24 protein-coding genes, 1 tRNA gene and 1 pseudogene are annotated in these 23,087 nt (G+C 62.8%); 15 read left to right on the top strand and 11 right to left on the bottom strand.

All coding sequences use genetic code 11. The annotated features are described in order from the left end of the window. Nucleotides 1-5: 5 nt before the first annotated feature. From radC to AC07SZ_RS05945, 9 genes are all read left to right on the top strand, one after another. Complete coding sequence (gene radC, locus AC07SZ_RS05905; protein WP_494913718.1) at nucleotides 6-770, top strand: RadC family protein; 765 nt, start codon at nucleotides 6-8, stop codon at nucleotides 768-770. Nucleotides 771-1,126: 356 nt separating this feature from the next. Continuing rightward, nucleotides 1,127-1,927: a hypothetical protein gene (locus AC07SZ_RS05910; RefSeq protein WP_494913719.1), complete on the top strand. Its 801-nt coding sequence runs from the start codon at nucleotides 1,127-1,129 to the stop codon at nucleotides 1,925-1,927. A 355-nt stretch (nucleotides 1,928-2,282) separates the two neighbouring features. Beyond that, the gene (locus tag AC07SZ_RS05915; RefSeq protein ID WP_494913720.1) at nucleotides 2,283-3,464 is read left to right on the top strand and encodes a carbohydrate kinase family protein; all 1,182 of its coding nucleotides are present in this window, start codon (nucleotides 2,283-2,285) and stop codon (nucleotides 3,462-3,464) included. A 60-nt stretch (nucleotides 3,465-3,524) separates the two neighbouring features. Then, nucleotides 3,525-4,301 (top strand): glutamine amidotransferase, encoded by a 777-nt coding sequence (locus tag AC07SZ_RS05920; protein ID WP_494913721.1) that lies wholly within the window; start codon nucleotides 3,525-3,527, stop codon nucleotides 4,299-4,301. 36 nt (nucleotides 4,302-4,337) lie between these two features. Continuing rightward, entirely contained in the window at nucleotides 4,338-5,108 is a 771-nt protein-coding gene (locus AC07SZ_RS05925) for an ATP-binding cassette domain-containing protein (RefSeq protein WP_494913723.1), read from the top strand. A 34-nt stretch (nucleotides 5,109-5,142) separates the two neighbouring features. Further along, nucleotides 5,143-6,129: an autoinducer 2 ABC transporter substrate-binding protein gene (locus AC07SZ_RS05930; RefSeq protein ID WP_056572329.1), complete on the top strand. Its 987-nt coding sequence runs from the start codon at nucleotides 5,143-5,145 to the stop codon at nucleotides 6,127-6,129. A 7-nt stretch (nucleotides 6,130-6,136) separates the two neighbouring features. Further along, the gene (locus AC07SZ_RS05935) at nucleotides 6,137-7,123 is read left to right on the top strand and encodes an ABC transporter permease (RefSeq protein ID WP_081295110.1); all 987 of its coding nucleotides are present in this window, start codon (nucleotides 6,137-6,139) and stop codon (nucleotides 7,121-7,123) included. Then, the gene (locus AC07SZ_RS05940) at nucleotides 7,120-8,079 is read left to right on the top strand and encodes an ABC transporter permease (RefSeq protein WP_056572334.1); all 960 of its coding nucleotides are present in this window, start codon (nucleotides 7,120-7,122) and stop codon (nucleotides 8,077-8,079) included. Before AC07SZ_RS05935 ends, AC07SZ_RS05940 begins: the two co-directional genes overlap by 4 nt. Beyond that, nucleotides 8,079-9,395, top strand: coding sequence for a M20 family metallopeptidase (locus AC07SZ_RS05945; protein ID WP_494913724.1), 1,317 nt, complete (start codon nucleotides 8,079-8,081; stop codon nucleotides 9,393-9,395). The genes AC07SZ_RS05940 and AC07SZ_RS05945 overlap by 1 nt, the downstream gene beginning before the upstream one ends. A gap of 86 nt (nucleotides 9,396-9,481) precedes the next feature. Here the strand turns inward: AC07SZ_RS05945 and AC07SZ_RS05950 are convergent. The 3 genes and pseudogenes from AC07SZ_RS05950 to tig all read right to left on the bottom strand — a co-directional run. Then, nucleotides 9,482-9,607, bottom strand: a pseudogene (locus AC07SZ_RS05950) (UbiA family prenyltransferase); the annotation flags it as partial. A gap of 108 nt (nucleotides 9,608-9,715) precedes the next feature. After that, nucleotides 9,716-10,240: a hypothetical protein gene (locus AC07SZ_RS05955; RefSeq protein ID WP_056572336.1), complete on the bottom strand. Its 525-nt coding sequence runs from the start codon at nucleotides 10,238-10,240 to the stop codon at nucleotides 9,716-9,718. 165 nt (nucleotides 10,241-10,405) lie between these two features. Further along, the gene (tig, locus tag AC07SZ_RS05960; protein ID WP_056572338.1) at nucleotides 10,406-11,890 is read right to left on the bottom strand and encodes a trigger factor; all 1,485 of its coding nucleotides are present in this window, start codon (nucleotides 11,888-11,890) and stop codon (nucleotides 10,406-10,408) included. A 358-nt stretch (nucleotides 11,891-12,248) separates the two neighbouring features. Here tig and AC07SZ_RS05965 point away from each other — a divergent pair. Next, nucleotides 12,249-12,331, top strand: a tRNA-Leu gene (locus tag AC07SZ_RS05965). 20 nt (nucleotides 12,332-12,351) lie between these two features. Here the strand turns inward: AC07SZ_RS05965 and AC07SZ_RS05970 are convergent. Both AC07SZ_RS05970 and AC07SZ_RS05975 read right to left on the bottom strand, forming a co-directional pair. Beyond that, nucleotides 12,352-12,936 (bottom strand): GDYXXLXY domain-containing protein, encoded by a 585-nt coding sequence (locus tag AC07SZ_RS05970; RefSeq protein WP_494913726.1) that lies wholly within the window; start codon nucleotides 12,934-12,936, stop codon nucleotides 12,352-12,354. Then, complete coding sequence (locus AC07SZ_RS05975; protein WP_056572342.1) at nucleotides 12,933-14,051, bottom strand: DUF2157 domain-containing protein; 1,119 nt, start codon at nucleotides 14,049-14,051, stop codon at nucleotides 12,933-12,935. Before AC07SZ_RS05975 ends, AC07SZ_RS05970 begins: the two co-directional genes overlap by 4 nt. 236 nt (nucleotides 14,052-14,287) lie before the next feature. Between AC07SZ_RS05975 and AC07SZ_RS05980 the strand changes: the two genes are divergently transcribed. From AC07SZ_RS05980 to AC07SZ_RS06000, 5 genes are all read left to right on the top strand, one after another. Then, on the top strand, nucleotides 14,288-14,428 hold the full coding sequence (locus tag AC07SZ_RS05980) for a DUF1127 domain-containing protein (protein ID WP_013531315.1): 141 nt from the start codon (nucleotides 14,288-14,290) through the stop codon (nucleotides 14,426-14,428). A 50-nt stretch (nucleotides 14,429-14,478) separates the two neighbouring features. After that, nucleotides 14,479-14,619: a DUF1127 domain-containing protein gene (locus AC07SZ_RS05985; RefSeq protein ID WP_065005581.1), complete on the top strand. Its 141-nt coding sequence runs from the start codon at nucleotides 14,479-14,481 to the stop codon at nucleotides 14,617-14,619. A gap of 568 nt (nucleotides 14,620-15,187) precedes the next feature. After that, entirely contained in the window at nucleotides 15,188-16,600 is a 1,413-nt protein-coding gene (gene trmFO, locus AC07SZ_RS05990) for a methylenetetrahydrofolate--tRNA-(uracil(54)-C(5))-methyltransferase (FADH(2)-oxidizing) TrmFO (RefSeq protein ID WP_494913728.1), read from the top strand. A 72-nt stretch (nucleotides 16,601-16,672) separates the two neighbouring features. Continuing rightward, on the top strand, nucleotides 16,673-16,963 hold the full coding sequence (locus AC07SZ_RS05995; RefSeq protein WP_056572344.1) for a type II toxin-antitoxin system ParD family antitoxin: 291 nt from the start codon (nucleotides 16,673-16,675) through the stop codon (nucleotides 16,961-16,963). A 165-nt stretch (nucleotides 16,964-17,128) separates the two neighbouring features. Then, on the top strand, nucleotides 17,129-17,278 hold the full coding sequence (locus tag AC07SZ_RS06000; protein WP_494913729.1) for a hypothetical protein: 150 nt from the start codon (nucleotides 17,129-17,131) through the stop codon (nucleotides 17,276-17,278). Nucleotides 17,279-17,289: 11 nt separating this feature from the next. Here AC07SZ_RS06000 and AC07SZ_RS06005 read toward each other — a convergent pair whose 3' ends face one another. The 6 genes from AC07SZ_RS06005 to yajC all read right to left on the bottom strand — a co-directional run bounded on the left by AC07SZ_RS06005 (nucleotide 17,290) and on the right by yajC (nucleotide 22,972). Further along, the gene (locus AC07SZ_RS06005) at nucleotides 17,290-18,243 is read right to left on the bottom strand and encodes a sterol desaturase family protein (RefSeq protein WP_494913730.1); all 954 of its coding nucleotides are present in this window, start codon (nucleotides 18,241-18,243) and stop codon (nucleotides 17,290-17,292) included. Then, on the bottom strand, nucleotides 18,240-18,674 hold the full coding sequence (locus AC07SZ_RS06010) for a hypothetical protein (RefSeq protein ID WP_494913731.1): 435 nt from the start codon (nucleotides 18,672-18,674) through the stop codon (nucleotides 18,240-18,242). The genes AC07SZ_RS06005 and AC07SZ_RS06010 overlap by 4 nt, the downstream gene beginning before the upstream one ends. A gap of 81 nt (nucleotides 18,675-18,755) precedes the next feature. Further along, a complete protein-coding gene (locus AC07SZ_RS06015) occupies nucleotides 18,756-19,607 on the bottom strand; it encodes a phytoene/squalene synthase family protein (protein ID WP_494913732.1) in 852 nt (283 codons plus the stop codon). A gap of 1 nt (nucleotide 19,608) precedes the next feature. After that, complete coding sequence (locus tag AC07SZ_RS06020) at nucleotides 19,609-20,001, bottom strand: Mth938-like domain-containing protein (protein WP_081295109.1); 393 nt, start codon at nucleotides 19,999-20,001, stop codon at nucleotides 19,609-19,611. A 28-nt stretch (nucleotides 20,002-20,029) separates the two neighbouring features. Then, nucleotides 20,030-22,579: a protein translocase subunit SecDF gene (gene secDF, locus AC07SZ_RS06025; protein WP_056572352.1), complete on the bottom strand. Its 2,550-nt coding sequence runs from the start codon at nucleotides 22,577-22,579 to the stop codon at nucleotides 20,030-20,032. Nucleotides 22,580-22,630: 51 nt separating this feature from the next. After that, entirely contained in the window at nucleotides 22,631-22,972 is a 342-nt protein-coding gene (gene yajC / locus AC07SZ_RS06030) for a preprotein translocase subunit YajC (protein ID WP_056572354.1), read from the bottom strand. Nucleotides 22,973-23,087 lie beyond the last annotated feature (115 nt).

Raw genomic sequence — 23,087 nt, forward strand, 5'->3', positions numbered from 1 at the left:
GGCGGATGGGGAAAGCCAACGACGAAGACGACGAGCGGAGTTTCTTCTCCGAGGTACCGGTCCGGCGTGCGGCGAAGGCCAAGCCGGCCTCAGCCGAGAAACCTGGATATCTCGGCCATCGCGACCGCTTGCGCGAGCGCTTCGTCTCAGCCGGTCCGGACGCCCTGCCCGACTATGAACTTCTGGAGCTCCTGCTCTTCCGGCTGATCCCGCGCGCAGACACCAAGCCGGCCGCCAAGGCGTTGCTCGCGCGGTTCGGGACATTGGCCGAGGTGCTTGGCGCGCCCGTCAACTTGTTGCAGGAGGTCAAGGGCATCGGCCCGGCGGTGGCGCTCGACCTGAAAGTTGTCGCTGCAACGGCGCAGCGCATGGCGCATGGCGAGGTGCATGGCCGCGAAGTCCTGTCGTCCTGGACGCAGCTTCTCGCCTATTGCCGCTCTGCCATGGCCTTCGAGGCACGCGAACAGTTCCGTATCCTGTTCCTCGACAAGAAGAACGCGCTGATTGCCGACGAGGTGCAGCAGACCGGCACTGTCGACCATACGCCCGTCTATCCCAGGGAAGTGGTCAAGCGCGCGCTCGAACTGTCGGCCACCGCGATTATCCTGGTGCACAACCACCCGTCAGGGGACCCGACGCCGTCGCGCGCCGATATCGAGATGACGAAAGAGATCATCGAGGCGGGCGAACGGCTGGGTATCGCCGTGCACGACCACATCATCATCGGGCGCAAGGGATATGCCAGCATGAAGGGACTGCTGCTGATCTGAGCGGCGGCCGATATGGCGAACAAGTCATCTTCGCCGAGAGCGAAGCCAGGGCGTTCGCGCGCAACGCATCCGACCAGGCTTTCGTCACCGGCTTCCCATGTTCCAGCGCCTTCGACAGGCCGCTCGACCATTATTGCGGCGAGCTAAGACCATGGTCCGGCCGGGATGGGACTTCAGTGCCATGGCCGTCTCATGGCGCTGATTTGCGTGGAATATCAAATAATTACGCCGTCTGCGGTTACCAGCCTCGCGCATTGCGACCGCATTTGTCTAAAGTTTACTCCGTACGGTTAGCGGTTTCTCATATTACGCTGCCCTAGCGGTGGGCGGAGGTGGCGATTCACCGAGGAGACATCATGACAAACCGGAAAACTTTGTTCGCGGCGCTTGCCGCACTGGCGCTTCTGGCGTCGCCGGCGCTCGCCGGGGGCGGCAACGGGCACGGTGGAGGCAACGGGCACGGCGGCGGCAATGGCAACGCCGGCGGCAATGGTAACGGCAATGCCGGCGGCAATGGCAATGCTGGCAGCAATGACCATGGCAAGAGCGGCGCTTCGCATGGAAAGTCTGCGTCAGCCCCAGGACAAGCAGCCAAGGCGGAAACGGACACAACAACCGATACCACGGTCGACAACACCCAGGTCGCGTCCGTGCCCAAGGACAAGAACATCCATGCCAAGCTTGGTCGGCTGAACTCGCTGCAGCGCAACATCAACGCCTATATGAATTCCAAGAGCAAGAAATTCGCTGCCATTCAGGCCTTTGTGACGCAGTCGGCGAAAGCCAAGAACGCCCAGGCCGCGGCTGAGGCGGCTGCCACCACGGCCGCCGCTGCCCAGGCCCAACTGGATACGCTGAATGCGCAATTGACCGCGCTGCAGGCGGATCCGACCGCCACGGCCGCACAAATCCAGGCTGTGAACGATCAGATCTCGGCGCAGCAAGCCGTTGTCGACGCCGACAACGCGGCGGCTGCCCAGGCAGAAGCGGCGGCCGCCGCCGCCACCGTCGGCACCGATCAGGCGTCGCTCGACGCGGCACTGACGGACATGGCCAACAAACCGGTCGACGCCGAGGTCACGGCATGGGCCCAGGGCGTCCTTGCCGGCAAGATCGACCAGATGGCGGCCAAGATCAACGCGCAGACGACGCCTTAGGCATCCACCAAAAACGGCGGTATCCTGATTTGCCGAAGACAATGCCGTCGGGTTCGCCCGGCGGCATTGCTGTTCTGGCCGCAGGCAAAACGCCCGGGGACCATTCAAGCGTGGCAGCTGCTTGCTGGGTTGCTGAAAGGCGCTGCGATGTACGTCCGATGAAGCGCGGCTAATCGAGCGAAATGCCGAAATTTGAAAATCGTTCAATCCCGGAAAGATCAGTCCAATCACACCGACACGATTGGATCAATCTTCCAATCAGCAAGCGCCACATTCAGTTTTTTGGAAAATAGTTTCGTTGAGGCGCCGCGCTTCCGCTGTTACCGTTTGAAACGCTTCAATCGGAACCAGGCAATTGCAACGCAAGCGCCCTACCATAGCGGATGTCGCACGGACCGCCGGTGTCTCCATCGGCACGGTCTCGAACTTCATCAATGGCACTGCCGGCCTCAGGGAAGACACGCGCGACCGCATCGAGAAGGCGGTCGCCGCACTGATGTACCGGCCGAGTTCCTTCGCGCGTTCCCTGCCCGGCCGCGCACTGCGCAGGCCAAAAAACCTCGATCACCTGCCGAGACTTCTGGTCGCCGGACGCGTCAGCGTCGACTTCCTGTGCCGCGTCGACGTGCTGCCGCATAGAGACGACCGGATCACTGCCAGCCATATCGAAAAGGCGCTGGGTGGCCCGGCCGCCAATCTCGCGGTTGCCGCGGCCGGCGTCGGGGCGCCCTACGCTCTTGACGTGGAGTTGGCGACGGCGGTCGGCAGGGATGCGGAAAGCGACTGGGCGCTGGGCGAACTTTCCAAGCTGGGCGTCCACGCCCTCCCCATCCGCAGCACGCCCAACAACCGGCTTTCGCAGGCGATCGTCATCATCGAGCGCAACGGCAGCCGCACCATCATCAGCGAACCGTTCGAACTGGGTGAGGTCGACCTGACCGCCAATCTGGACATCCAGTCCGAGCAGCGCCCGGCCTGCCTGCATATCGAAGGCTTTCACTATGAGACGATGACCGCCTCCATCACGCGCTTTCATCAGGCCGGCTGGAAGGTCAGCCTGCATTCGGCCGGCTTGCCCAAAAGTGCGCGCACGCCCGAAACCTTCGCGCAGATGGTCAGGCAGATCGATCTGACCTTCATCAACGACGTGATGATGCGCGAGATTTTCGGCTTTCGCACCGGAATGGCAAGCATGATCGAAGAGGTGCGGCTGAGGCTGTCACGCATCAAGCCGCGTGGAACCGTCGTGCTCACCCTTGGCGAGTTTGGCGCGGTCGTGTTCCCGGCTGGCGGCGGCCCACAGATCGAGGTGCCGGCACTTCCGGTCAACCGCGTCGATGCCACCGGCGCCGGCGACAGCTTCGCCGGCATCTTCCTGAGCCTGTGGCTGCATGGCGCGTCGCTGGACGCCGCCGCCCGCTATGCAGCGATCGGCGCGAGCCTGACGACCACGGTCGAAGGCGCGCAGGGCTACATCGCCGATTTCGCGACCCTGAAGGCCACCGCCTTGGCGGGCGACACTGTTATGGCAAATTAAATCAAAGACTTATCAATTTCTGGACATCAGCCCATCAGGCGAAATCGGGAGAATATGATCATGGCGAGAGCAAAAGTCCTTCTGGTCGGCGAGAGCTGGATGAGTTCGGCAACCCACTACAAGGGTTTCGATCAGTTCGGCAGCGTCACCTTTCATCTGGGCGCAACACCGCTCGTTGCCGCCCTGAAGGACAGCGAGTTCGATCTCGACTATATGCCGGCCCATGAGGCCGTCGAAAAGCTGCCCTTCACCATGGAAGGCCTGTCGCAATACAGGGCGATCATCCTGTCCGACATCGGTGCGAACTCGCTACTGCTCCATCCCGATGTCTGGCTGCACGGCAAGACGGTCCCCAACCGGCTCAAGCTTCTGCGCGACTGGACGCTGGCCGGCGGCGGCCTGATCATGATCGGCGGCTATTTCTCCTTCCAGGGCATCGACGGCAAGGCGCGCTGGCATCGCACGGCTGTCGAGGATGCGCTGCCGGTGACTTGTCTTCCCAATGACGACCGGCTGGAAATCCCAGAGGGCTTTCGGCCCGAGATCACCGGCCCCAGGGATCATCCGCTCTTTGCCGGCATCGACGGCGAGTGGCCCATGCTTCTCGGCGCCAACGAGGTCGTTGCCCGCGAGCGGGACGATGTCGAAGTCCTGGCGCGGCTGCCGCAAGACCAGGGCGGCCACCCGCTGCTGGTCACCGGGCGCCATGGCGAAGGCCGCACCTTGGTCTGGACATCAGACATCGGCCCGCACTGGTTGCCCAACAGCTTTGTCGAGTGGCCCGGCTATGCGCGCTTTTGGACCAATGTGCTGCGCTGGGTGAGCAAGACCATCTAGCCGCTCAGCCCGATCAGAAACAGCTGGGAAACCGCCATGACTGCACCGTTTCTTGTGGCCAGAAACATCGCCAAGCGCTTCGGCGCGCTGACCGCGCTGGCGAATGTCGACCTGGAAATCCATTCCGGCGAGGTGCTGGCGCTGCTCGGCGACAATGGCGCGGGCAAATCGACCTTCATCAAGATCCTGGCAGGCGCTCATGCGCCGAGCGACGGCGAACTCGTCATCGAAGGCAAACCAGTCGCCTTTTCTTCTCCCAAGGATGCGGCGTCCTCGGGGATCGCGACGATCTTCCAGGAATTGGCGCTTTCCGAGAACCTTTCGATCGCGGAGAACGTGTTTCTCGGCCGGGAATTGAAACGCTCCATTTTTGGTGTCCCGTTCCTGAAGCGCCAGGAAATGCGCCAGCGCGTCGACGGCCTGCTGAAAGAACTCGATGCCCATATCTCCGACCCGGAAGCGCCTGTCGGCAGCCTGTCGGGCGGTCAGCGCCAGGCGGTCGCCATTTGCCGGGCGCTCAATCTGAATGCCAAGCTGGTCATCATGGACGAGCCGACGGCGGCCCTTGCCGTCGCCGAGACCCGCAAGGTGCTGGCGCTGACACGGCGGCTCGCCGCGCGCGGCTGCGCCGTCGTCCTCATCAGCCACAACATTTCCGAAGTCTTCGAGGTTGCCGACCGCATCGTCGTGTTCCGGCGCGGCCGCAAGGTGGCCGAACGGCTGGCCACCGAGACCAATCACGAGGAAGTCGTTTCGCTCATAACAGGCGCTCATCCCGACGTGCGGGCGCTCGAAAAAACAAACTGAAACGCACGTCATTTCCAGAGAGGATCAAACCAAAATGCTTTCACAACTCAAGAAAGTGCTCGCCGCCTCCGCATTGTCACTCGTCGTTGCCACCGCAGGGCATGCCGCGGACAAGCACAAGGTTGCCTTTGTCCCGCAACTGATCGGCATCCCCTATTTCAACGCCATGGAAGCCGGCGGCAATCGCGCCGCCAAGGATCTCGGCGTCGACTTCATCTATTCCGGCCCGGTCGACACCAATCCGGTCGACCAGTTGCAGATCGTCCAGAACCTGATCGACCAGGGCGTCGAGGCGGTCTCGGTCAGCGTGCTTGATGCCTCCAGCATCGCCCCGGTGGTCGAGAGCGCCAAGGCCAAGGGCATCAAACTGTTCACCAGCGACAGCGATGCGCCCGACAGCGGCCGCGCGGTCTATGTGGCCCAGGCAACCGACGAGGGCCTTGGCACGACGATCATCGACGAGCTCGTCAAGCGCGTCGGCGAGGACGCAACGATCGGCATCGTCTCCGGCGAGGCGACGGCGTCAAACCTCAACGCCTGGATCGGCTTCATGCAGAAGCAAGCCACGGCCAAATATCCGAAGCTGAAGCTGCTCGCCCCGCAATTCGCCGGCGGCACCGCGGAGCGCGCCGCGCAGATCTCTGGCGATCTCATGGCCGCCAACCCCGACATCAAGGCCATCATCGCCGTCGCATCCTCGACCTGCCCGGGCGTCGCCCAGGCAATCGAGACCGCCGGCAAGATCGGCTCGGTCATCGGCGCCGGCTATTGCAGCCCGAACACGGCGCGCTCCTACCTGAAGAGCGGCGCCTTCGGCTTCACCGTTCTGTGGGATCCCGAGCAGCTCGGCTATCTCACGGTGTGGGCCGGCAAACAGCTGATCGACGGCAAGGCCTTCGAGGCGGAGAACAAGATCGTCGGCCTGGAAAAGCCCGCTACCTATGACTCCGCCAAGGGCATCCTGCTGCTCGGGCCGCCGGCTGTCTTCACCAAGGACAATGTCGACAAGTTCAACTTCTGAGCCTGACATGAGCGCGGTGCGACAGTCTGCAAACGGTGTCTTCTCCATGAACGGACGAGAGTGGTCTCTGCTTGTCGCCTGTTTGCTGGCGATCCTCATCTTTTCCGTCGCATCGCCTCACTATGCCACCCCTGGCAATGCGGCGACGGTACTGCGCAACAGCGTCGAACTGCTGCTGATCGGCCTCGGCATGACCTTGCTGCTGGCAATGGGCGGCATCGATGTGTCGATCGGCATCGTCATGGGGCTGGCGGCCATTGCCATCGGTCGCGTGCTCGGTGCCGATGGCAGTCCGCTGCTGGCGATCATTGCCGGTCCGCTGGTCGGGGCGTTGCTTGGAGGCGTGACGGCAATTGTCGTCGTCCTCGGCCGCGTGCCCGCCATCGTCGGCACGCTTGGCCTGCTCGGCGTCTACCGCACCGCCGTCTTCGTCCTGCTCGGCGGACAATGGCTTTCCGGCCTGCCCTCGAGCCTCACCAACATCCTTGCGACAACCGTACTCGGCGTCCCTGTTCCCGCCCTGGTGATCGCCATTGCCTATCTCATCGTCTGGCTGGCGTTGCGGCGGACGCCCTACGGGCTGCATCTGCTGGCGATCGGCAATTCGGAGGAAAAGGCGCGGCTGTCGGGCATACCGGTCATCAAGACCCGCTTCATGACCTTCCTCATCAGCGGCCTTCTGACCGGCATTGCCGCCACCTTTTATGTCGCCACCTACCGCAATGTGGAAATGACGGTCGGCAGCACGCTGGCGCTCGATGCCATCGCCGCGGTCATTCTCGGCGGGACGAGCATATTGGGCGGCAAATGCAGCCTGATCGGCACCGTGCTCGGCGTGCTGCTTTTGAGAATCCTCCAGAACGGGCTGCTGCTGGTCGGCGTCCCCTCGCTCTGGCAGCCCGTCGTCACCGGCGTTCTCATCATCGGCGTGCTCGGCTTCGAGGCCGTCTCCAACCGGTTGCCGCTTGGCCTGATACAGCGGGCCCGCGCATGAAGACGCTCCGCAACCTGCAGGGCCCAGCCCTCACCTTGGCGTTGCTCTGCGCGCTCTGGCTGATCGTGATCGTCGGTCTGCTGGCGCTCAGGCCTTCGGTCTTCAACCTCGGCACGGTCACCACCATTCTTCAGTTCTCGACGATCCTGGCGCTGGTCGGCCTCGGCCAGGCGCTGGTCATCCTGGCCGGTGGCGCCGGCATCGACCTGTCGGTCGGCGGCGCGGTCTCATTGTCCGCCATCATCGCAATGCTTTGCGTCAAGCTTGGCCTGCCACCTGTCCTGCTGCCGGTCGTCTGCATCCTGGCCGGGGCGGTGCTCGGCGCATTGAACGGATGGCTGGTCAACGGGCTCGCCCTGCTTCCCTTCATAGCGACGCTCGGCACATTCTTCGTCTATTCAGGCGCGGCACTGGCCGTCACCGGCGGTGCCGCCCAGGCCGGCGTGCCGTCATGGCTGCTTGTCTGGGGGCGTGGCGTCGTGATGGGCATTCCCATGCCCTTCCTCACACTTGCCATCCCATGCTTCGTCCTGGCTGGCCTGGTGCTGATCTCGACTGCCTGGGGGCGCTGGATCTACGCCATGGGCTTCAATGAACGCTCGGCCAAGCTGGTCGGCATCCCGGTCGATCGCGTGCGCTTCATTCTCTATTGCCTGAGCGGAGCGCTCGCCGGTGCCGCCGGTCTGGTTTCGCTCGCCTGGCTCGGCAGCGGCAGGCCCAATATCGGCCAGAACCTCGAACTGGAATCTCTGACCGCCGCCATGTTGGGGGGCATCGTCATCACCGGCGGGCGCGGCGGCGTCGGCGGCGTTTTCGCGGCCGTCCTGCTGCTGGTCACACTGAAGACCGGTCTTCTGCAATTGAACATCAACACGGTTTGGCAGGTGGGGATTGTCGGCGCCCTTCTGGTTTTCGTCCTTCTCGCCGACCGACTTTCCCAACGTTGGAGATCATGATGCCGTCAAAAGAAGAGATCATCGCCGCACGCGTCGAGGCAGCGGCCGACCGCATCGTCGCAACGCTGAGCGATCTCGTCGCCTTCCCCTCGATTGTAAAATCCAATCCCAGGGAGGCCGGGCCGGGTGAGCGCGATTGCCAGCTCTATCTGCAAAAACGCATCGAAGCGCTCGGCTTCACGACCGATCTCTGGGATCCGGACGGTCCGGCGCTCTATGAAAAATACAAAGGCCGCGCCGGCGCCAACAAGGGCCGGACCTTCGACGGCCGGCCCAATCTCGGCGGCGTCCTGAAAGGCACCGGCGGCGGGCGTTCCATCATGCTCACCGGCCACATCGACGTCGTGCCGCCCGGCGCCGCCAGCCACTGGACGACCGACCCGTTCAAGCCCGTCCTCAAGGATGGATTTCTGCACGGCCGCGGCACGGTCGACATGAAAGGCGGCGTCGCCTGCATGCTGATGGCCGTCGAAATCCTGAAGGAGCTAGACATTCCCCTGTCCGGCGACATCGTCTTCACCACCGTCGTCGACGAGGAGATCGGCGGCATGGGCTCGCTCGCCATGGTCGATCGCGGCTTTCACGCCGACGCCGGCATCATGACCGAACCGACGGCAAACAGAATAGCGCCGCTCTGCCACGGCATCCTGTGGGGCAGGATCATCATCGACGGCATAGGCGGCCACGCCGAACTCACGCCGAATGCCTGGTATTCCAGCGGCCCGGTCGATGCCGTCCAGCTTTGCCGGCAAATCCTCGACGGCATCGACATTCTCAACCGGCGCTGGATGTTCGATCCGAGGAAGAACCATCCGTTGATGGACCTGCCCAACCAGATCATCGTCACCCAGATAAATGCCGGCGAACACCCCTCCTCCATGGCAGGACGCGGCGAGATCATAATCGACGCGCAGTATCTGCCGAGCGAGCATGACGAGTTCAGGCTGGGCGGCAACGTCAAACGCGAAATCGAAGAACACATCGCCAATATCTGCCAGGCGGACCCCTATCTGCGAAAGCACCCGGCCCGCGTCGAATGGATCCTAGACGCCGACTGCGCCGAGATTCCGTCGGACAATCCGTTCGTCGGCGTCTTCCAGCAGGCGGTCGAGGAAGCCAAGCTGTCACCGGTCCTCAGCGGTTTCGGCGCGCACAGCGACATCGGCCTGCCGACCGGGCTTGGCAACACGCCGACCGTAAATTTCGGTCCGGGCGATCCGGCACAGGCTCATCAGCCGAACGAACGCGTTTCAGTGCGCGATCTCGTCAATTGCACAAAGGCGATTGCGATCGCCGTCGAGAAATGGTGCCGGTAGAGCAATTCCAGGAAAGTATGAAGCGGTTTTCCGTCCGGAATTGCCTCAAAAGCGCGCCCCTCACCCGGCCGACCCACCAGCACGCCAGTGACCGAAAGCGCGGAGAGCACAAGGTCGAATCCGAGCGCTTCGCCCGGCGTGACGCGGCCCGACGGAACCGGCCGCCTTGACGTGCGCGACATCAGCGCGTCGATGTCGGCGTCATACGATCGCGCCTGGGCGGAATATCTCCCCGGTGGAATTGCAGCACCAACATACCATGGAATCCAGGCCGAGGGTAGAAAACCCAAGCTTTGCGAAGGTTTAGAACCCGGCCGCGCTCAAGGCGGATCGGTTCGGCAGGTCTCGGCGATCTGCTCGACCGCCTCTTCAAGCCCGGCAAGGTCGAAATCCGCCTGGCCGCGGCCTGACAACAATCCAAACCGCCAGGAAAGCGAAAGCCGTCTTGCGGGAACAAGGCGCTTGATGCCGTCGGCGCCGTCGCGCACCAGCATTCGGCCGCGTGACCCGACCGACCAGCTCTCGTCGAACTTGCCGCCGCCGTCGACGCTAACCGATATGGTGATCTTGCGGCTGGCCGAAACCCCGTCATTCAACTGCAGCCATTCGGTCCAGCGCGGTTCGCCATCCGCCCGGCAGGCAATGGTCAGCACCGGGCTGTAGCTCAAGGCGCCGCCGCCGGTGATCAGCTTGTTGGTGGCATGAAGCGAAGCAGTGACAAGACCGGCGTCATCCGTGCCGAAGCGCCAGTCGCCGGCAAGCGCGTCGGCTTGGGCAAGATCACAGGCGAAGGCTAGAACGAGCGCCAGGGCGACAGCACGCCCCGTTTCAAAGAATAGGCTCAACGCCCCCTCCAGGAACCATACGGTTTGCAGCAGCAGCGCAGATAATGATCAACGCCCGGTATCGCCAAGTGCCGCGTCCCGAGAAGCGAACCGGCTGTTGCAGTTTCGCAACGAAAAAGGCCGCCTTGAGGGCGGCCTTCGTCGATTCCATCAAGTGCGGGAAACTTATTCGGCGTCCTTGGCGGCCTTCTTCTTCGGCGCGGCCTTCTTCTTCGGCTCTTCCGCCTCGTCGCTAGCCTCGCTCGCCTTGGCTTCGGCCTTCTTGGCCGCCGCCTTCTTCGCGGGCTTCGCCTTGGTCGTGGTCTCCGCTTCCTCGTCATCGGCCATCAGCTCTTCCTTGCTGACCTTGACGTCGGTGACCGAGATCTGGCCGAGCAGGTGATCGACCACCTTTTCCTCGAACATGGGTGCGCGCAGCGCGTTCAGCGCCTCGGGGTTGCTGCGGTAGAACTCGAAGGCTTCCTGCTGCTGGTTGGCCGGGAAGCGGCGAACCTGCTCGAAGAGGCCGCGCTGCAATTCCTCGTCCGACACCGTGACACCGGCCTTCTCGCCGATCTCGGCGAGCACCAGGCCAAGACGCACGCGGCGCTCGGCAAGACGCAGATATTCGGCGCGGGCTTCTTCTTCGGTCGTCTCTTCATCGGCGAAGGTGCGGCCGGCGGCTTCCAGATCGCGATTGACCTGCGCCCAGATGTTGTTGAACTCGGCGTCGATGAGCTTCGACGGCGCCTCGAACGAATAGGCCGCGTCGAGCTGGTCGAGCAGCTGGCGCTTGACCTTCTGGCGCGTCATCGAGCCGAACTGGTTCTCGATCTGGCCGCGTACGATCTCGCGCAGGCGCTCCAGTGATTCCAGGCCAAGGTTCTTGGCGGTCTCGTCGTTGATTTCCAGCTCGCCCGGCTTCGACACTTCCTTGACGGTGACGTCGAAGGTCGCTTCCTTGCCGGCCAGATGCGCTGCCTGGTAGTTTTCCGGGAAGGTCACGGTGACCTGCTTTTCGTCGCCCGCCTTGGCGCCGATGAGTTGGTCCTCGAAACCCGGGATGAACTCCTTGGAGCCCAGCACCAGCGGCTGATCGGTCCCGGCGCCGCCGGCGAAGGCCTCGCCGTCGATCTTGCCGACATAGTCGATGCTGACGCGGTCGCCTTCGGCGGCCTTGCCGGTCTTCGGCTCGTAGCTGCGTGCCGACTCGGCGACACGCTTGACCTGCTCGTCGATCTCGCTGTCCGGCACGTCGAACACCTGGCGCGTCACCTTGATGTCGGAGAAATCCTTGATCTCGATCGCCGGGATGACCTCATAGTTGAGGCGGAATTCGAAGTCGGTGCCGCCGGCCAGGATCTTCTCGGCTTCCTTCTCGTCCTCGGTCATGATGACCTCGGGCTGCATGGCGGCCTTTTCGCCGCGGCCGGTAATGATCGAACGGGTCGAATCATTGAGGATCTCGTTGACCACTTCAGCCATGAACGACTTGCCGTAGACCTTGCGCAGGTGCTGCACCGGCACCTTGCCGGGGCGGAAGCCGTTGATGCGGACCTTGTTGCGCGCGTCAGACAGCCGCGCCATCAGCTTGGCTTCCATGTCACCGGCCGGCACGGTGATCTTGATCTCGCGCTTGAGACCGGAATTGAGCGTTTCGGTGACCTGCATCGTAAAACCTTTGTTTTCACCAATGAGACTGCCACGGCCTCTGCCGTTTACAGCCTGCCGGTATAATCTTGCCGGGAATGGCTTTTGGTACGGAACCTGGCGATTTGACCGAAATTACGGCTCAAACTCTCCCAAACTGCGTTCCAAAATGTGAATAAGTTCTTGTTTTTCCTACTTCTTATCACATTCTGTAGAAGCGGATCGTCGCGTCCCGTCACATTTGACACGCCTTTTGTCACAGGCGAGGCTAATTTTCAACAGTCTTCGCGCTTAGGCGAATAACCAGCATTTCGGCCCTGACCCACCATCTTGTCTCCGACATTGACAGAATGATGGCTACATGAGATTGCCGGACCATGCGGGTATGGCGGAACTGGTAGACGCACCAGATTTAGGTTCTGGCGAGAGATCGTGGGGGTTCGAGTCCCTCTACCCGCACCAATGACCGACATCCAACATCACTAATAGAGCGGCTCCTCGAACAACGTCTTGTCGCCATCGACCAGCGCCTTGATCTGCGCGGTACCGTCGCTGGCGAGTGCAAGGCGTATCCCGAACGGGCGCACCCGCATGTCGTTCTGGATCGCGATGCCCTCGCCCTCCGGCAGGTAGAAGCGCTCGATGCCGTACTCCGGCGCGATCGTCATGCCTTCGCCGCGCAGATCCCAGCCTTCGGCGACATGGCCCAGAATATCGGCTTCGTCGGCCGCTGCGGGCGTCGGCGCCTTGCCGAACCAGGCAGTGGTCGGCGTCCAGTAGCCGTCGGCACCCTTCTTCAGGCGGACCACGATCGAGGTGTCGTCGCTGGAGAACTTTCCGGCGGGAATATTGGCGATCATTTTCACCGGAATGCGCGAGATGTCGTAGCCGAGGACAATGTAGTCGCCGCGCAGCAGGTCGCGCGGATCGACGGGCTCGATCTTCAACAGAACGTCCTTGCCGTTGCGTAGGATCGCCGCCCGGCCGGCGATGATCCAGCTCAGGAATCCTATCTGGACGAGCGCCAACACCAGCGCCGAGATGACAAGTCTCTTTCCGGCCATCATGCCGTGGCTCCCCCGATGGCTGGACCGTTCATGCGTTTTTCGACGCGGATGATGACGACTGCCAGGATACCGAGCAGCACCGCGGCGGCCAGGAAGAAGCCGGCCGTGTCGAGCATCGACTGCAAGGTCACGACATAGATCATGGCGAGTTCGAAGGCGAAGCCGAGATAGGCAAGCCAGCGCAGGCCTCGGCTTTCCCGCCCCGCCAGCACGATAGCGGCAACGATGCCGGCGAGCGCGACGACCGAGGCGATGGCGAAGCCGCTGTTATAGGTGCTCTCGTCCGCCAGTTCGAACTGGATGATTGCCAGGCCGGTGAGGAAGCCGAGCAGAGCATGCAAGGGTAAGCGGCCGCCAAGCTGCACGATCCGGTCGACCGGTTCCGGTGCGAAGACGGCAGCCGCGAAAAGCACGGCGGAGACAATGACAAGGGGGATCGCCACCGGAAGCGTCGCGTGATTCCCGGCCAACAGCACGAGATAGAAGAGCAGCGACAGGATGATCAGGTGCCGCGCCGGCTGACTGCGGGTCCAGAACGAGACGGCAAAGAGCACGACCGCCATGACGACGAAGGCATGCGGAAAGTTGGTGCGGCTGTAGTAATCGAACCCTTTCAGGAACAGCCAGGCGTCGGCGATACCGACCGCCGCGACGGTCAGCGGGTTCGACCGCAGTGCCACCGCCGCCAGCGCCGTGCCGGCACCCCAGGTGACCAGCGCGGAAGCCTCGTCGCCGGACAAATGATACATCTGGCCGATCAGCGCGATCGAACCGCCGAAAGCAGCGGCAGCCACGATCCACAGCGCTTCGCCGATCGCCGCATGGTCGCGCGTCTTCAGCACCGCGCCGCCGACATAGCCGCCAAGAATGATGGCAAAGAGCGCGGCCACTCGAGCGAGCCGAGGGATCGCATCCCAGTTGGCGGCGACGAAGATCAGGATGGCCGCGCCAAACAGCAGCGCCGCCATCATCGCCAGGATAGAACCGAAGCTCAGCGACTTGCGCTCGTTGGCCTCGACGTCACGCGTCAGGGAATCGGCCGTCGCGGCGTCGATCAGGCCTGTCTGCAGCCACCGCGCGATGTCGGACCTGACCCGTGTCGAGTACCCTGCCATGCCCTGCCTCCCCCGCTAGGTCGTTTTTTTCAGCCGAACCAGCCAAACCGTTGACGTTACGGCATTTTCTGATTCTGGCTTCTTTGTGTCAGGTCCGTGAAGGCGCGTTAATGTTGCATTGCACAATTTGCATTGCTGCCATGCAGCCATAGCGCTTTTAAATCGATATGGGCCCGCCTATTTATGGTTCGTACACAAACGGAATGATCCGCAAGAAAGACGAAACGAGAACTACCATGAACCTGATCCGCAACTACCGCAACTGGCGCCGCTACAGGGACACCGTGTCCGAGCTGAGCCGCCTGAGCAACCGCGAACTGACCGACCTCGGCATCAGCCGCAGCGACATTCCTTACGTCGCTCGCAAGGCGGTCTAATTCTTCGGGCCGCGAATGGTCCGAACAAGTTTCTAAAAAAGAGAACCACAATGAACCTGATCCGCAACTATCGTAACTGGCGCGTTTATCGCGAGACGGTTACCGAGCTGGGTCGCCTTTCGAACCGCCAGCTGCATGATCTCGGTATCGTCCGCGACGAAATCAAGATCATCGCCCGCAAGGCGATCTAACGGAATTTCGCTGGAATCGACCTCCTCCCCGAGCCCAGCGAAGACGGTCGGCCCTTACCCTCCTCCCAAGGGTTGACCACCAAAACGGCGCCCGCCGCACCTCCTCCCGCGGCGGGCGTTGTTTCCCGGGCGGCAAAAACGAATTTTGCCCCAGAGGTTTCGCCCCTCTTCAAATGGCGAAAGAGATTTCGTCAAAGCCGACCTCCTCCCCGGCGATGACGAATAGGCCCAACCTTCACCTCCTCCCGAGGGTTGGCCAACCAAACGGCGCCCGCCGCACCTCCTCCCGCGGCGGGCGCTGTTTCCCAGGTGGCAAAGTTGCCCCAGAGGTTTCGCCCCTCTTCAAAAGGCGAAAGAGATTTCGTCAAAGCCGACCTCCTCCCCGGCAATGACGAATACGGTCGACCTTCACCTCCTCCCGAGGGTCGACCTCCAAAACGACACCCGCCGGACCTCCTCCCCCGGCGGGTGTTGTTGTTTTCAAGGGCAGGCGCTCCCGACCAGGCGATTCCCGCTCACCGCAGAGCGACAATTGCAATCGCGGCGGCAAGCGACTATTCCGGCGCTCATGAGCAAAAATCCTATCCACATCATCGGCGGTGGTCTCGCCGGTTCCGAAGCCGCATGGCAGGTGGCGCAGGCCGGCGTTCCCGTTGTTCTACATGAGATGCGGCCGGTTCGGGGCACGGACGCCCACAAGACCGATGGCCTGGCCGAGCTGGTCTGTTCCAATTCCTTCCGCTCCGACGATGCCGAAAACAACGCGGTCGGGCTGCTGCACGCCGAAATGCGGCTGGCCGGCTCCTTGATCATGAGTGCCGGCGACGCCAACCAGGTGCCGGCCGGCGGCGCGCTTGCCGTCGACCGCGACGGTTTCTCCGAGGCCGTGACGAAGAAGCTCGAAGCACACCCGCTGATCGCCATCCAGCGCGAGGAAGTGCCAGGCCTGCCGCCAGCGGACTGGGACCAGGCGATCATCGCCACGGGGCCGCTGACCGCGCCTGGACTTGCCCAGTCGATCGCCGAGGCGACCGGCGCCGACGCGCTCGCCTTCTTCGACGCCATCGCGCCGATCATCCATTTCGACACGATCGACATGGACATTTGCTGGTTCCAGTCGCGCTACGACAAGGTCGGGCCTGGCGGTACCGGCAAGGACTACATCAATTGCCCGATGGACAAGGAGCAGTACCTTGCCTTCGTGCAGGCATTGATCGACGGCCAGAAGACGGAATTCAAGCAATGGGAAGGCACGCCCTATTTCGACGGCTGCCTGCCGATCGAGGTCATGGCCGAGCGCGGCGTCGAGACGCTGCGCTACGGGCCGATGAAGCCGATGGGCCTGACCAACGCGCACAATCCGACGGTGAAGGCCTATGCGGTCGTCCAGCTCCGGCAGGACAATGCGCTGGGCACGCTCTACAACATGGTCGGTTTCCAGACCAAGTTGAAGCACACTGAACAGGTCCGTATCTTCCGCACCATTCCGGGCCTGGAAAACGCCGACTTCGCTCGCCTCGGCGGCCTGCACCGCAATACCTACATCAACTCGCCGACGCTGCTCGACGCCTCGCTGCAGCTGAAGTCGCGCCCTGGCCTGCGTTTCGCCGGCCAGATCACCGGTTGCGAAGGCTATGTCGAAAGCGCCGCCATCGGCCTGCTCGCCGGCCGCTTCGCCGCCGCCGAACGGCTCGGCCATGCGCCGTCGCTGCCGCCGCTCACCACGGCCTTCGGCGCGCTGCTCAACCACATCACAGGCGGCCATATTGTTTCCGACGATGAGCCAGGCAAGCGCTCGTTCCAGCCGATGAACGTTAATTTCGGCCTGTTCCCCCCGATGGAAGCGCCGAAGACCGAAGGCAAGCGACTGCGCGGCAAGGACAAGACAGTCGCCAAAAGGCACGCCATCACGTCACGCGCGCTGGGCGATTGCCGGCAATGGCTGGGGCTGCCGGCGCAGGCAGCGCAGGCGGCGGAATAAGCAATCTCGGGATTGAACCTCAGGCAGGAAAGTAGGATACTATCCTACTTTCCTGCCTGAGGGAGCCGCTCTATGGAATCTGCCGAAAAACTGTCCGTCACCGTCACGCCCGCCATGGCGCGCATGATCCGCGAGAAAGTCGAGGACGGCTCCTTCGGCTCGGCGAGCGAGGTCATCCGTGCGGCGCTCCGCGCCTTCCAGCGCGAAGAGGACGAGCATGCCGAGCGCATGGCCTCGATCAGGGCGCGGGTGAAGGCGTCGATCGAGGATACAAGGCCGAATCTTTCTGGGGAGGAGGTTCGCGACCGCCTTGGACGATTGTTCGCACAGTATTCGAGCCGCGCCGATGATCCGGCGGCTTGAGGTCGAATATCGCGAAAGCGCCAGTAACGATCTTGCAGACATTTTCAGATACCTCGTCGAGGCGAGCGGAAGCCCTGACGCCGCGAGAAATTTCGTTCTGCGCATCGAGGCCGTTGCCAGAACATCGGCAATGCACCTCGCGGCGGCCGCTCGCGCGACGACATTGTGCCGGGGCTGCGAACCGTCCCGTTCGAACACTCGGCCGTTATCGCCTACGTGATCGAGGGCGATGTTGTCCGCATCGTCAACATCTTCTACGGAGGCCTCGACTACGAGACGCTGATGCGCGGTGGCGGTTCGAACGACGCCTCCTAGCAGCCAAGCAGTTACTCCGCCGGCTCGGCACTCGCCATAGGCAGTCCCGGCTTCCCCGCCTCGGCGGGATTTCGCCTGACATAAGCAGCCTTCAGGCTTTCAGAAGTTTCGCGCGAGCCGTCATGGCTCCAGCCTGGCGGCTTGATCAAGTAATTCAGGCGCTCGCGCAGCGTCAGGCCCGGCGAAAACGCATCCCTGAACATGCCGATCCATTCGTGGAAGGCCACTTTCAGCGGGTTGAAGGTGCCGAGATTCTTGACGATGCCGTAGCGCGGCCGGTCCTCCTCCAATTCCTCGACGAAGGTACCGAACATCCGGTCCCAGATGATCAGCGTTCCGGCATAGTTGGCGTCGAGATAGCGCGGGTTGGTGGCATGGTGGACGCGGTGGTGGGACGGCGTGTTGAAGATCAATTCGAACCAGCCCCACATCTTGCCGATGGTCTCGGTGTGGATCCAGAACTGCCAGACCAGGTTGAAGCCGAAGGTGAAGGCGATCACCGCCGGATGGAAGCCGAGCAGCACCAGCGGCGCCTGCAGCACGAACATGAAGGTGAACAGCCCGGTCCAGCTTTGCCGGAGCGCCGTCGACAGATTGTAGTGCTGGCTCGAATGATGGTTGACATGCTCGGCCCACACCCAGCGCACCCGGTGCGCAATGCGGTGATAGACATAGTAGCGCAGATCATCGAGCAGGAAGGCGGCCAGGAACACCCAGGCCGACAGGCCGAGATTGAAGACGCGGAACTGCCATACACACAGCAGCGCCCAGTAGGAGACGACACCAAGCAGCAGCCCGGCGACGACATTACCGGTACCCATCATCAGGCTGGTCAGCGTATCGCGCGTCTCGAACGAGCCCTTGGCGCGGCCGCTGCGCACCAGCCAGAGCTCGATCAGGATCGCGGCGACGAAGAACGGAATGGCGAGTTGGGTGACCTGCGGGAAATCATAGCTCTCCGTCACGCGGCCTCCCCAGCGGAATTTGAATGATGCGATCCGAAAGCCATCAGCAAGGCCCGGGCATCGGCGGCACTCGCGAAGCGGAAGCGGCCGCCCTTCCAGGTGAAATCCGTCAGCCGGACCAGAATCGTATGCGCCTCGTCGGCGCCGCAGACCTTTGTGTCTGCAGGCGTGACGATGCGGGTCAAAAACCGATCGCCGATGCCGTGAACAATGCCGACACGCCCTCGCCCAAGATCGATAAATGCCGTCTTGGCATCCGCCGTCAGGCGGACCGTCACAGCCGTCTCGTCAGGATAATCTTCGGCGAAACGGCGCAACGCCTGATCCGGGCCGGCCAGTGTGGCCGTCTTGCTGCCGCCGGTGAAATGCACCGCGGCAACCGACAGCGCAATGCCGAAGGCGACGATCGCGACCAGCACGGGCAAGCTCATGGATTTCCTCCGGGCCGGGCCTGTCGTCTTCGGCGACAGTTTTCGGGGTCCGCCGGATCCTTAACATGATTGACGTTTACGTCAAAGCGCCGGCCAGCCCTTGCTTGCGCGCCGCAACAGGAGCCAATGCCGGCGCAAGGCAGAGAGCCGCGCGACGCTGTCGAGCGGTGAACGGCCCAACCCTTCCATCTTGTCGAGATAGGCGCGCGACAACGCCAGCGGCAGGAATGCCGGGCGCAATGACGCCGGCAACTCCGCGGCGCCCCGCTCGAAGGCTGAAAGGTGTTCGCGTGCCAGCGCGATCATCGCCGCCACGGCGCGCTGCGCTCCAGGCCCGCCATCGCCGGCAACAAACTCTTCCGGCGATGATCCCGCCGCCGCCAGGATGTCGGCCGGGACAAAGCATTGCCCGCGCTTGCGGTGCAGCGGTAACAGCAGAAGCAGGCCGGTCATCGCCTGCGCACAGCCCGCCCTGCCCGCCAATTCCGCAAAGCGCGGCGCGTCGACGGGATCGAGCACCATCGCCGCAAGCTGGATGAGCGCGGCTGCCGTCTCGCCGCAATAGCCTTCCAGATCCGTGCGCGACGGCATCGGATCGTCGTAGAGATCGAAGATGCGCGCTTCGAGCATGTTCTCGAAGGCCAATTTCGGCAGGCGATGGACGGAAATTGTCGCCTTCAGCGCGTCGGCGGTGGGATGACCGATGCCCGCGCCATCATTGTCGGCGGCGATGAGATCGCGCCACCATTGCAGCCGTACCTCACCCGGCAACGCTTCATGGATGCGGTCGCGAATGCCCGCGACCTCGGCATTGAAAGCGTAAAGCGAAAATAGCGCATCGCGCTTGTCGGCCGGCGCGTAGAGCGCCGTGAGATACCGGTCATGGTCGGCGGCGCGCACCGCGTCCATGACGATTTTGGCATTCTGGGACATATCAATCGACGGCGATGAGCGCGGCAGCCACGGCGCGGTCTTCCGCCAGAAGGACATTGTAGGTTCGCACCGCCGCTCCGGTCGACATCGGATCGGACGCTATGCCCGCCTCTTTCAGCGCCGCCCGCAACGCTGCCGGCAACGGCCGGAGATCCCTGCCCATGCCGACCAGCAGGATCTCGACCTTGTCGGCCTCGGCCAGAAGTTTGTCGAAATCCGCCACCGTCAGCGCCGCAGCGTCCGCCGGCTCCCAGCCATGGATGCCGGATGGTAGGCACAGTAACGAGCCGCGATGCGACATGTCGGCAAAGCGAAACCCGCCATTGCCATAGGCCTCGATCGGAGCGCGGCCTGGGAAATGCGCCTCGCGGATGACGATCCCTTTGCCGGTCACCACTCTGTCACCCCTTCGGGGCCGCGCGTCAGGTCGCGACCGCCTTGCCGCCGCCGACCGGCTTCTCCTCGTCGGCCGTGGCCTGCGGCCGCAGCTTGAACAGGATCAGCAGCGGTGCGGCGATGAAGATCGACGAATAGGTGCCGAACACGACGCCGAACAGCATCGCCATGGTGAAGGAGCGGATGACCTCGCCGCCGAACAGCACCAGTGCCAGCAAGGCCAGGATCGTCGTCACCGAGGTCAGCGTCGTTCGCGACAGCGTCTCGTTGATGGCGTTGTTCAACAGCTGCGGTAGCGGCATTCGCTTGTATTTTCGAAGATCCTCGCGGACGCGGTCATAGACCACGATCGTGTCGTTCAGCGAATAGCCGATAATGGTCAGGATCGCCGCCAGCGACGACTGGTTGAATTCAAGGCCGGTGATGACGAAGAAGCCGAGCGTCATGACCACGTCGTGCACGGTCGCAACGATGGCGCCGACCGCGAACTGCCATTCGAAACGGAACCAGACATAGACCAGGATGCCGACCAGCGCGACCAGCATGGCGATGGTGCCTTGCTTGGCAAGTTCGCCGGAAACCGTCGGTCCCACAACCTCGACGCGGCGGAAATCATACTGGTCCTGCAGCTCGCCACGCACCTTGTCGATGACCGTCTGCTCGGCATTCTCGCCGCCATCCTGCGTGCCGACGCGGATCAGCACGTCGTTCGGCGCGCCGAACTGCTGCACCTGCACCTCGCCGATGTTGAGTTCCATCAGCCTGGCGCGGATATCGCCGAGATTGGCGTCGCCGCTCTTGGACTTCACCTCGATCATCGAGCCGCCCTTGAAGTCGATGCCGTAATTGATATCGACCGTCATGAACAGCACCACGGACAACACCGACAGGAAGCTCGACAGCGCGAACGTCCAGCGACGGATGCCCATGAAGGGGATCTTGGTGCCTGGCGGAATGAAGGTCACCGGCGCCTTCGGCAGCTCCTTCGGGCGAGCGCGGCGCAGCCAGATCGATACCAGCAGGCGCGTGAAGGTGAAAGCGGTGAAGACCGTGGTCAGGATGCCGATGGCGTAAGTGATGGCAAAGCCCTTCACCGGACCGGTGCCGAGATAAAACAGCACCACGGTGGCGATCAGCGACGTGACGTTGGAATCGACGATGGTCGCCAGCGCCTTCGAGAAGCCGGTGTCGATCGCCTGGATCACTGAGCGGCCAGCTCGTCGCTCCTCACGGATACGTTCGTAGATCAGCACGTTGGAATCGACGGCCATGCCTATGGTCAGCACGATACCGGCAATACCGGGCAGGGTCAGCGTCGCCCCAAGCAGCGACAACAGTCCGACGATCATCGCCACGTGCACCGCCAGCGCGATGTTGGCGAGGAAGCCGAGGAAGCCGTAGGCGACGAACATGAAGGCAACGACGAGGATCGAACCGATGATGCCGGCGACCTTGCCGGCATGGATCGAATCCTGGCCAAGGCCCGGACCGACAGTGCGTTCCTCGATCACCGTCAGCGTCGCCGGCAGCGCACCGGCTCGCAAAAGCACGGCGAGATCGTTGGCGCTCTGGGCGGTGAAATTGCCTGAAATCTGGCCGGTGCCGCCGAGGATCGGCTCACGGATCTGCGGCGCCGAAATCACCTGGTTGTCGAGGATGATGGCGAACAGCTTGCCGACATTCTGCGACGTCGCCTGGCCGAAGCGCGCGGCCCCCTTGGAATCGAAGCGGAATGAAACCACCGGCTCGTTGTTCTGCGAATTGTACGTCGCTTGCGCATCGACGAGGTTTTCGCCCGAAACGATGACACGGTTTTCAATCAGATACGGAACCGGCGGATCGTCCTGGGAATAGAGCACCGAGGAGCCGGCGGGCGGGCGACCCTTGAGCGCGTCCTGCACCGGCATCGACTGGTCGACCATCTGGAAGGTCAGCTTCGCGGTCTGACCGAGGATTTCCTTCAGCCGCTGCGGATCCTGCAGGCCAGGCACCTGAACAAGGATGCGGTCGTCGCCTTGCCGCTGCACGATAGGCTCGGTGGTGCCGAGTTCGTTCACGCGGCGCTCAACCACTTCGATCGATTGCGCCAAGGCGGTCGACGTGCGGTACTTGATTCCGGCGTCGGTGACGGTGAACTTGAGCAGGCCCGGCTCGGAATCGTCCAGCGACATTTCCTGGATCGACCCGCCGGTGAACAGGCCGGCCGCGACCGGATCGGTCAAGGTCTTCAACGCCTTCTTGGCGGCATCGAGTTGCGCCGGATCCGTGATGCGAACCTGCAAGGTACGCCCCGTGCCGCCAAGGCCGGTATAGCCGATCTTTGCGTCACGCAGCAGCGTGCGGATTTCGTCACGCGTCGTCTCCAGCCGATCCTTGATCAGATCGTTCTGGTTCATCTCGAGCAGGATGTGTGAACCGCCCTGCAAATCGAGGCCGAGCGTCATCTGCCGCTTCGGCACCCAGCTCGGCAGCTGGGCCAGCGTGCTGGCGGAGAACAGATTGGGCGCGGCGAGGATCACTGTGATGGCCACGGCCACCCAGATCAGGATCATCTTGAAGCGCGAAAAATACAGCATATGGCGTCGTCCGTCAGAGCGTGTCCGCGGATCGCTCCGCCTGGAATTAGGTTATTTCTTGGCGTTCTGGTTCGCCACGGGTTCGCCCTTGACGCGTACGTCGGCGATCGTCGAGCGCAGCGCCGTCACCTTGGTGCCGCCGCCTAGGTCGATCTCGAGCTCATTGTCGTCGATCACCTTCGTCACCTTGCCGACGAAACCGCCGCCGGTGACGACAGTATCGCCGCGACGGACCGCCGCCAGCATCTCGCCGCGCTTCTTCAGCTGCGTGCGCTGCGGGCGGATGATCAGAAAATACATGATCACGAAAATCAGGACAAACGGCAAAATGCTGATGAGCATATCGGGAGAGGTGCCGCCGATGCCTTGGGCGTATGCCGGTGTCACGAACATCGAGAGTACTCCTGAATTTTGAAAACAGCCGCCAACCGTCCTGCGGAGTTTGGCGGCCCCTTGAAATTTGGCCGGAATATAGTCGGTAAAGTTGTCAATGCAACTGCGCGGCCGG

The sequence above is a fragment of the Mesorhizobium sp. GW821-FHT07A06 genome, from assembly GCF_059419085.1.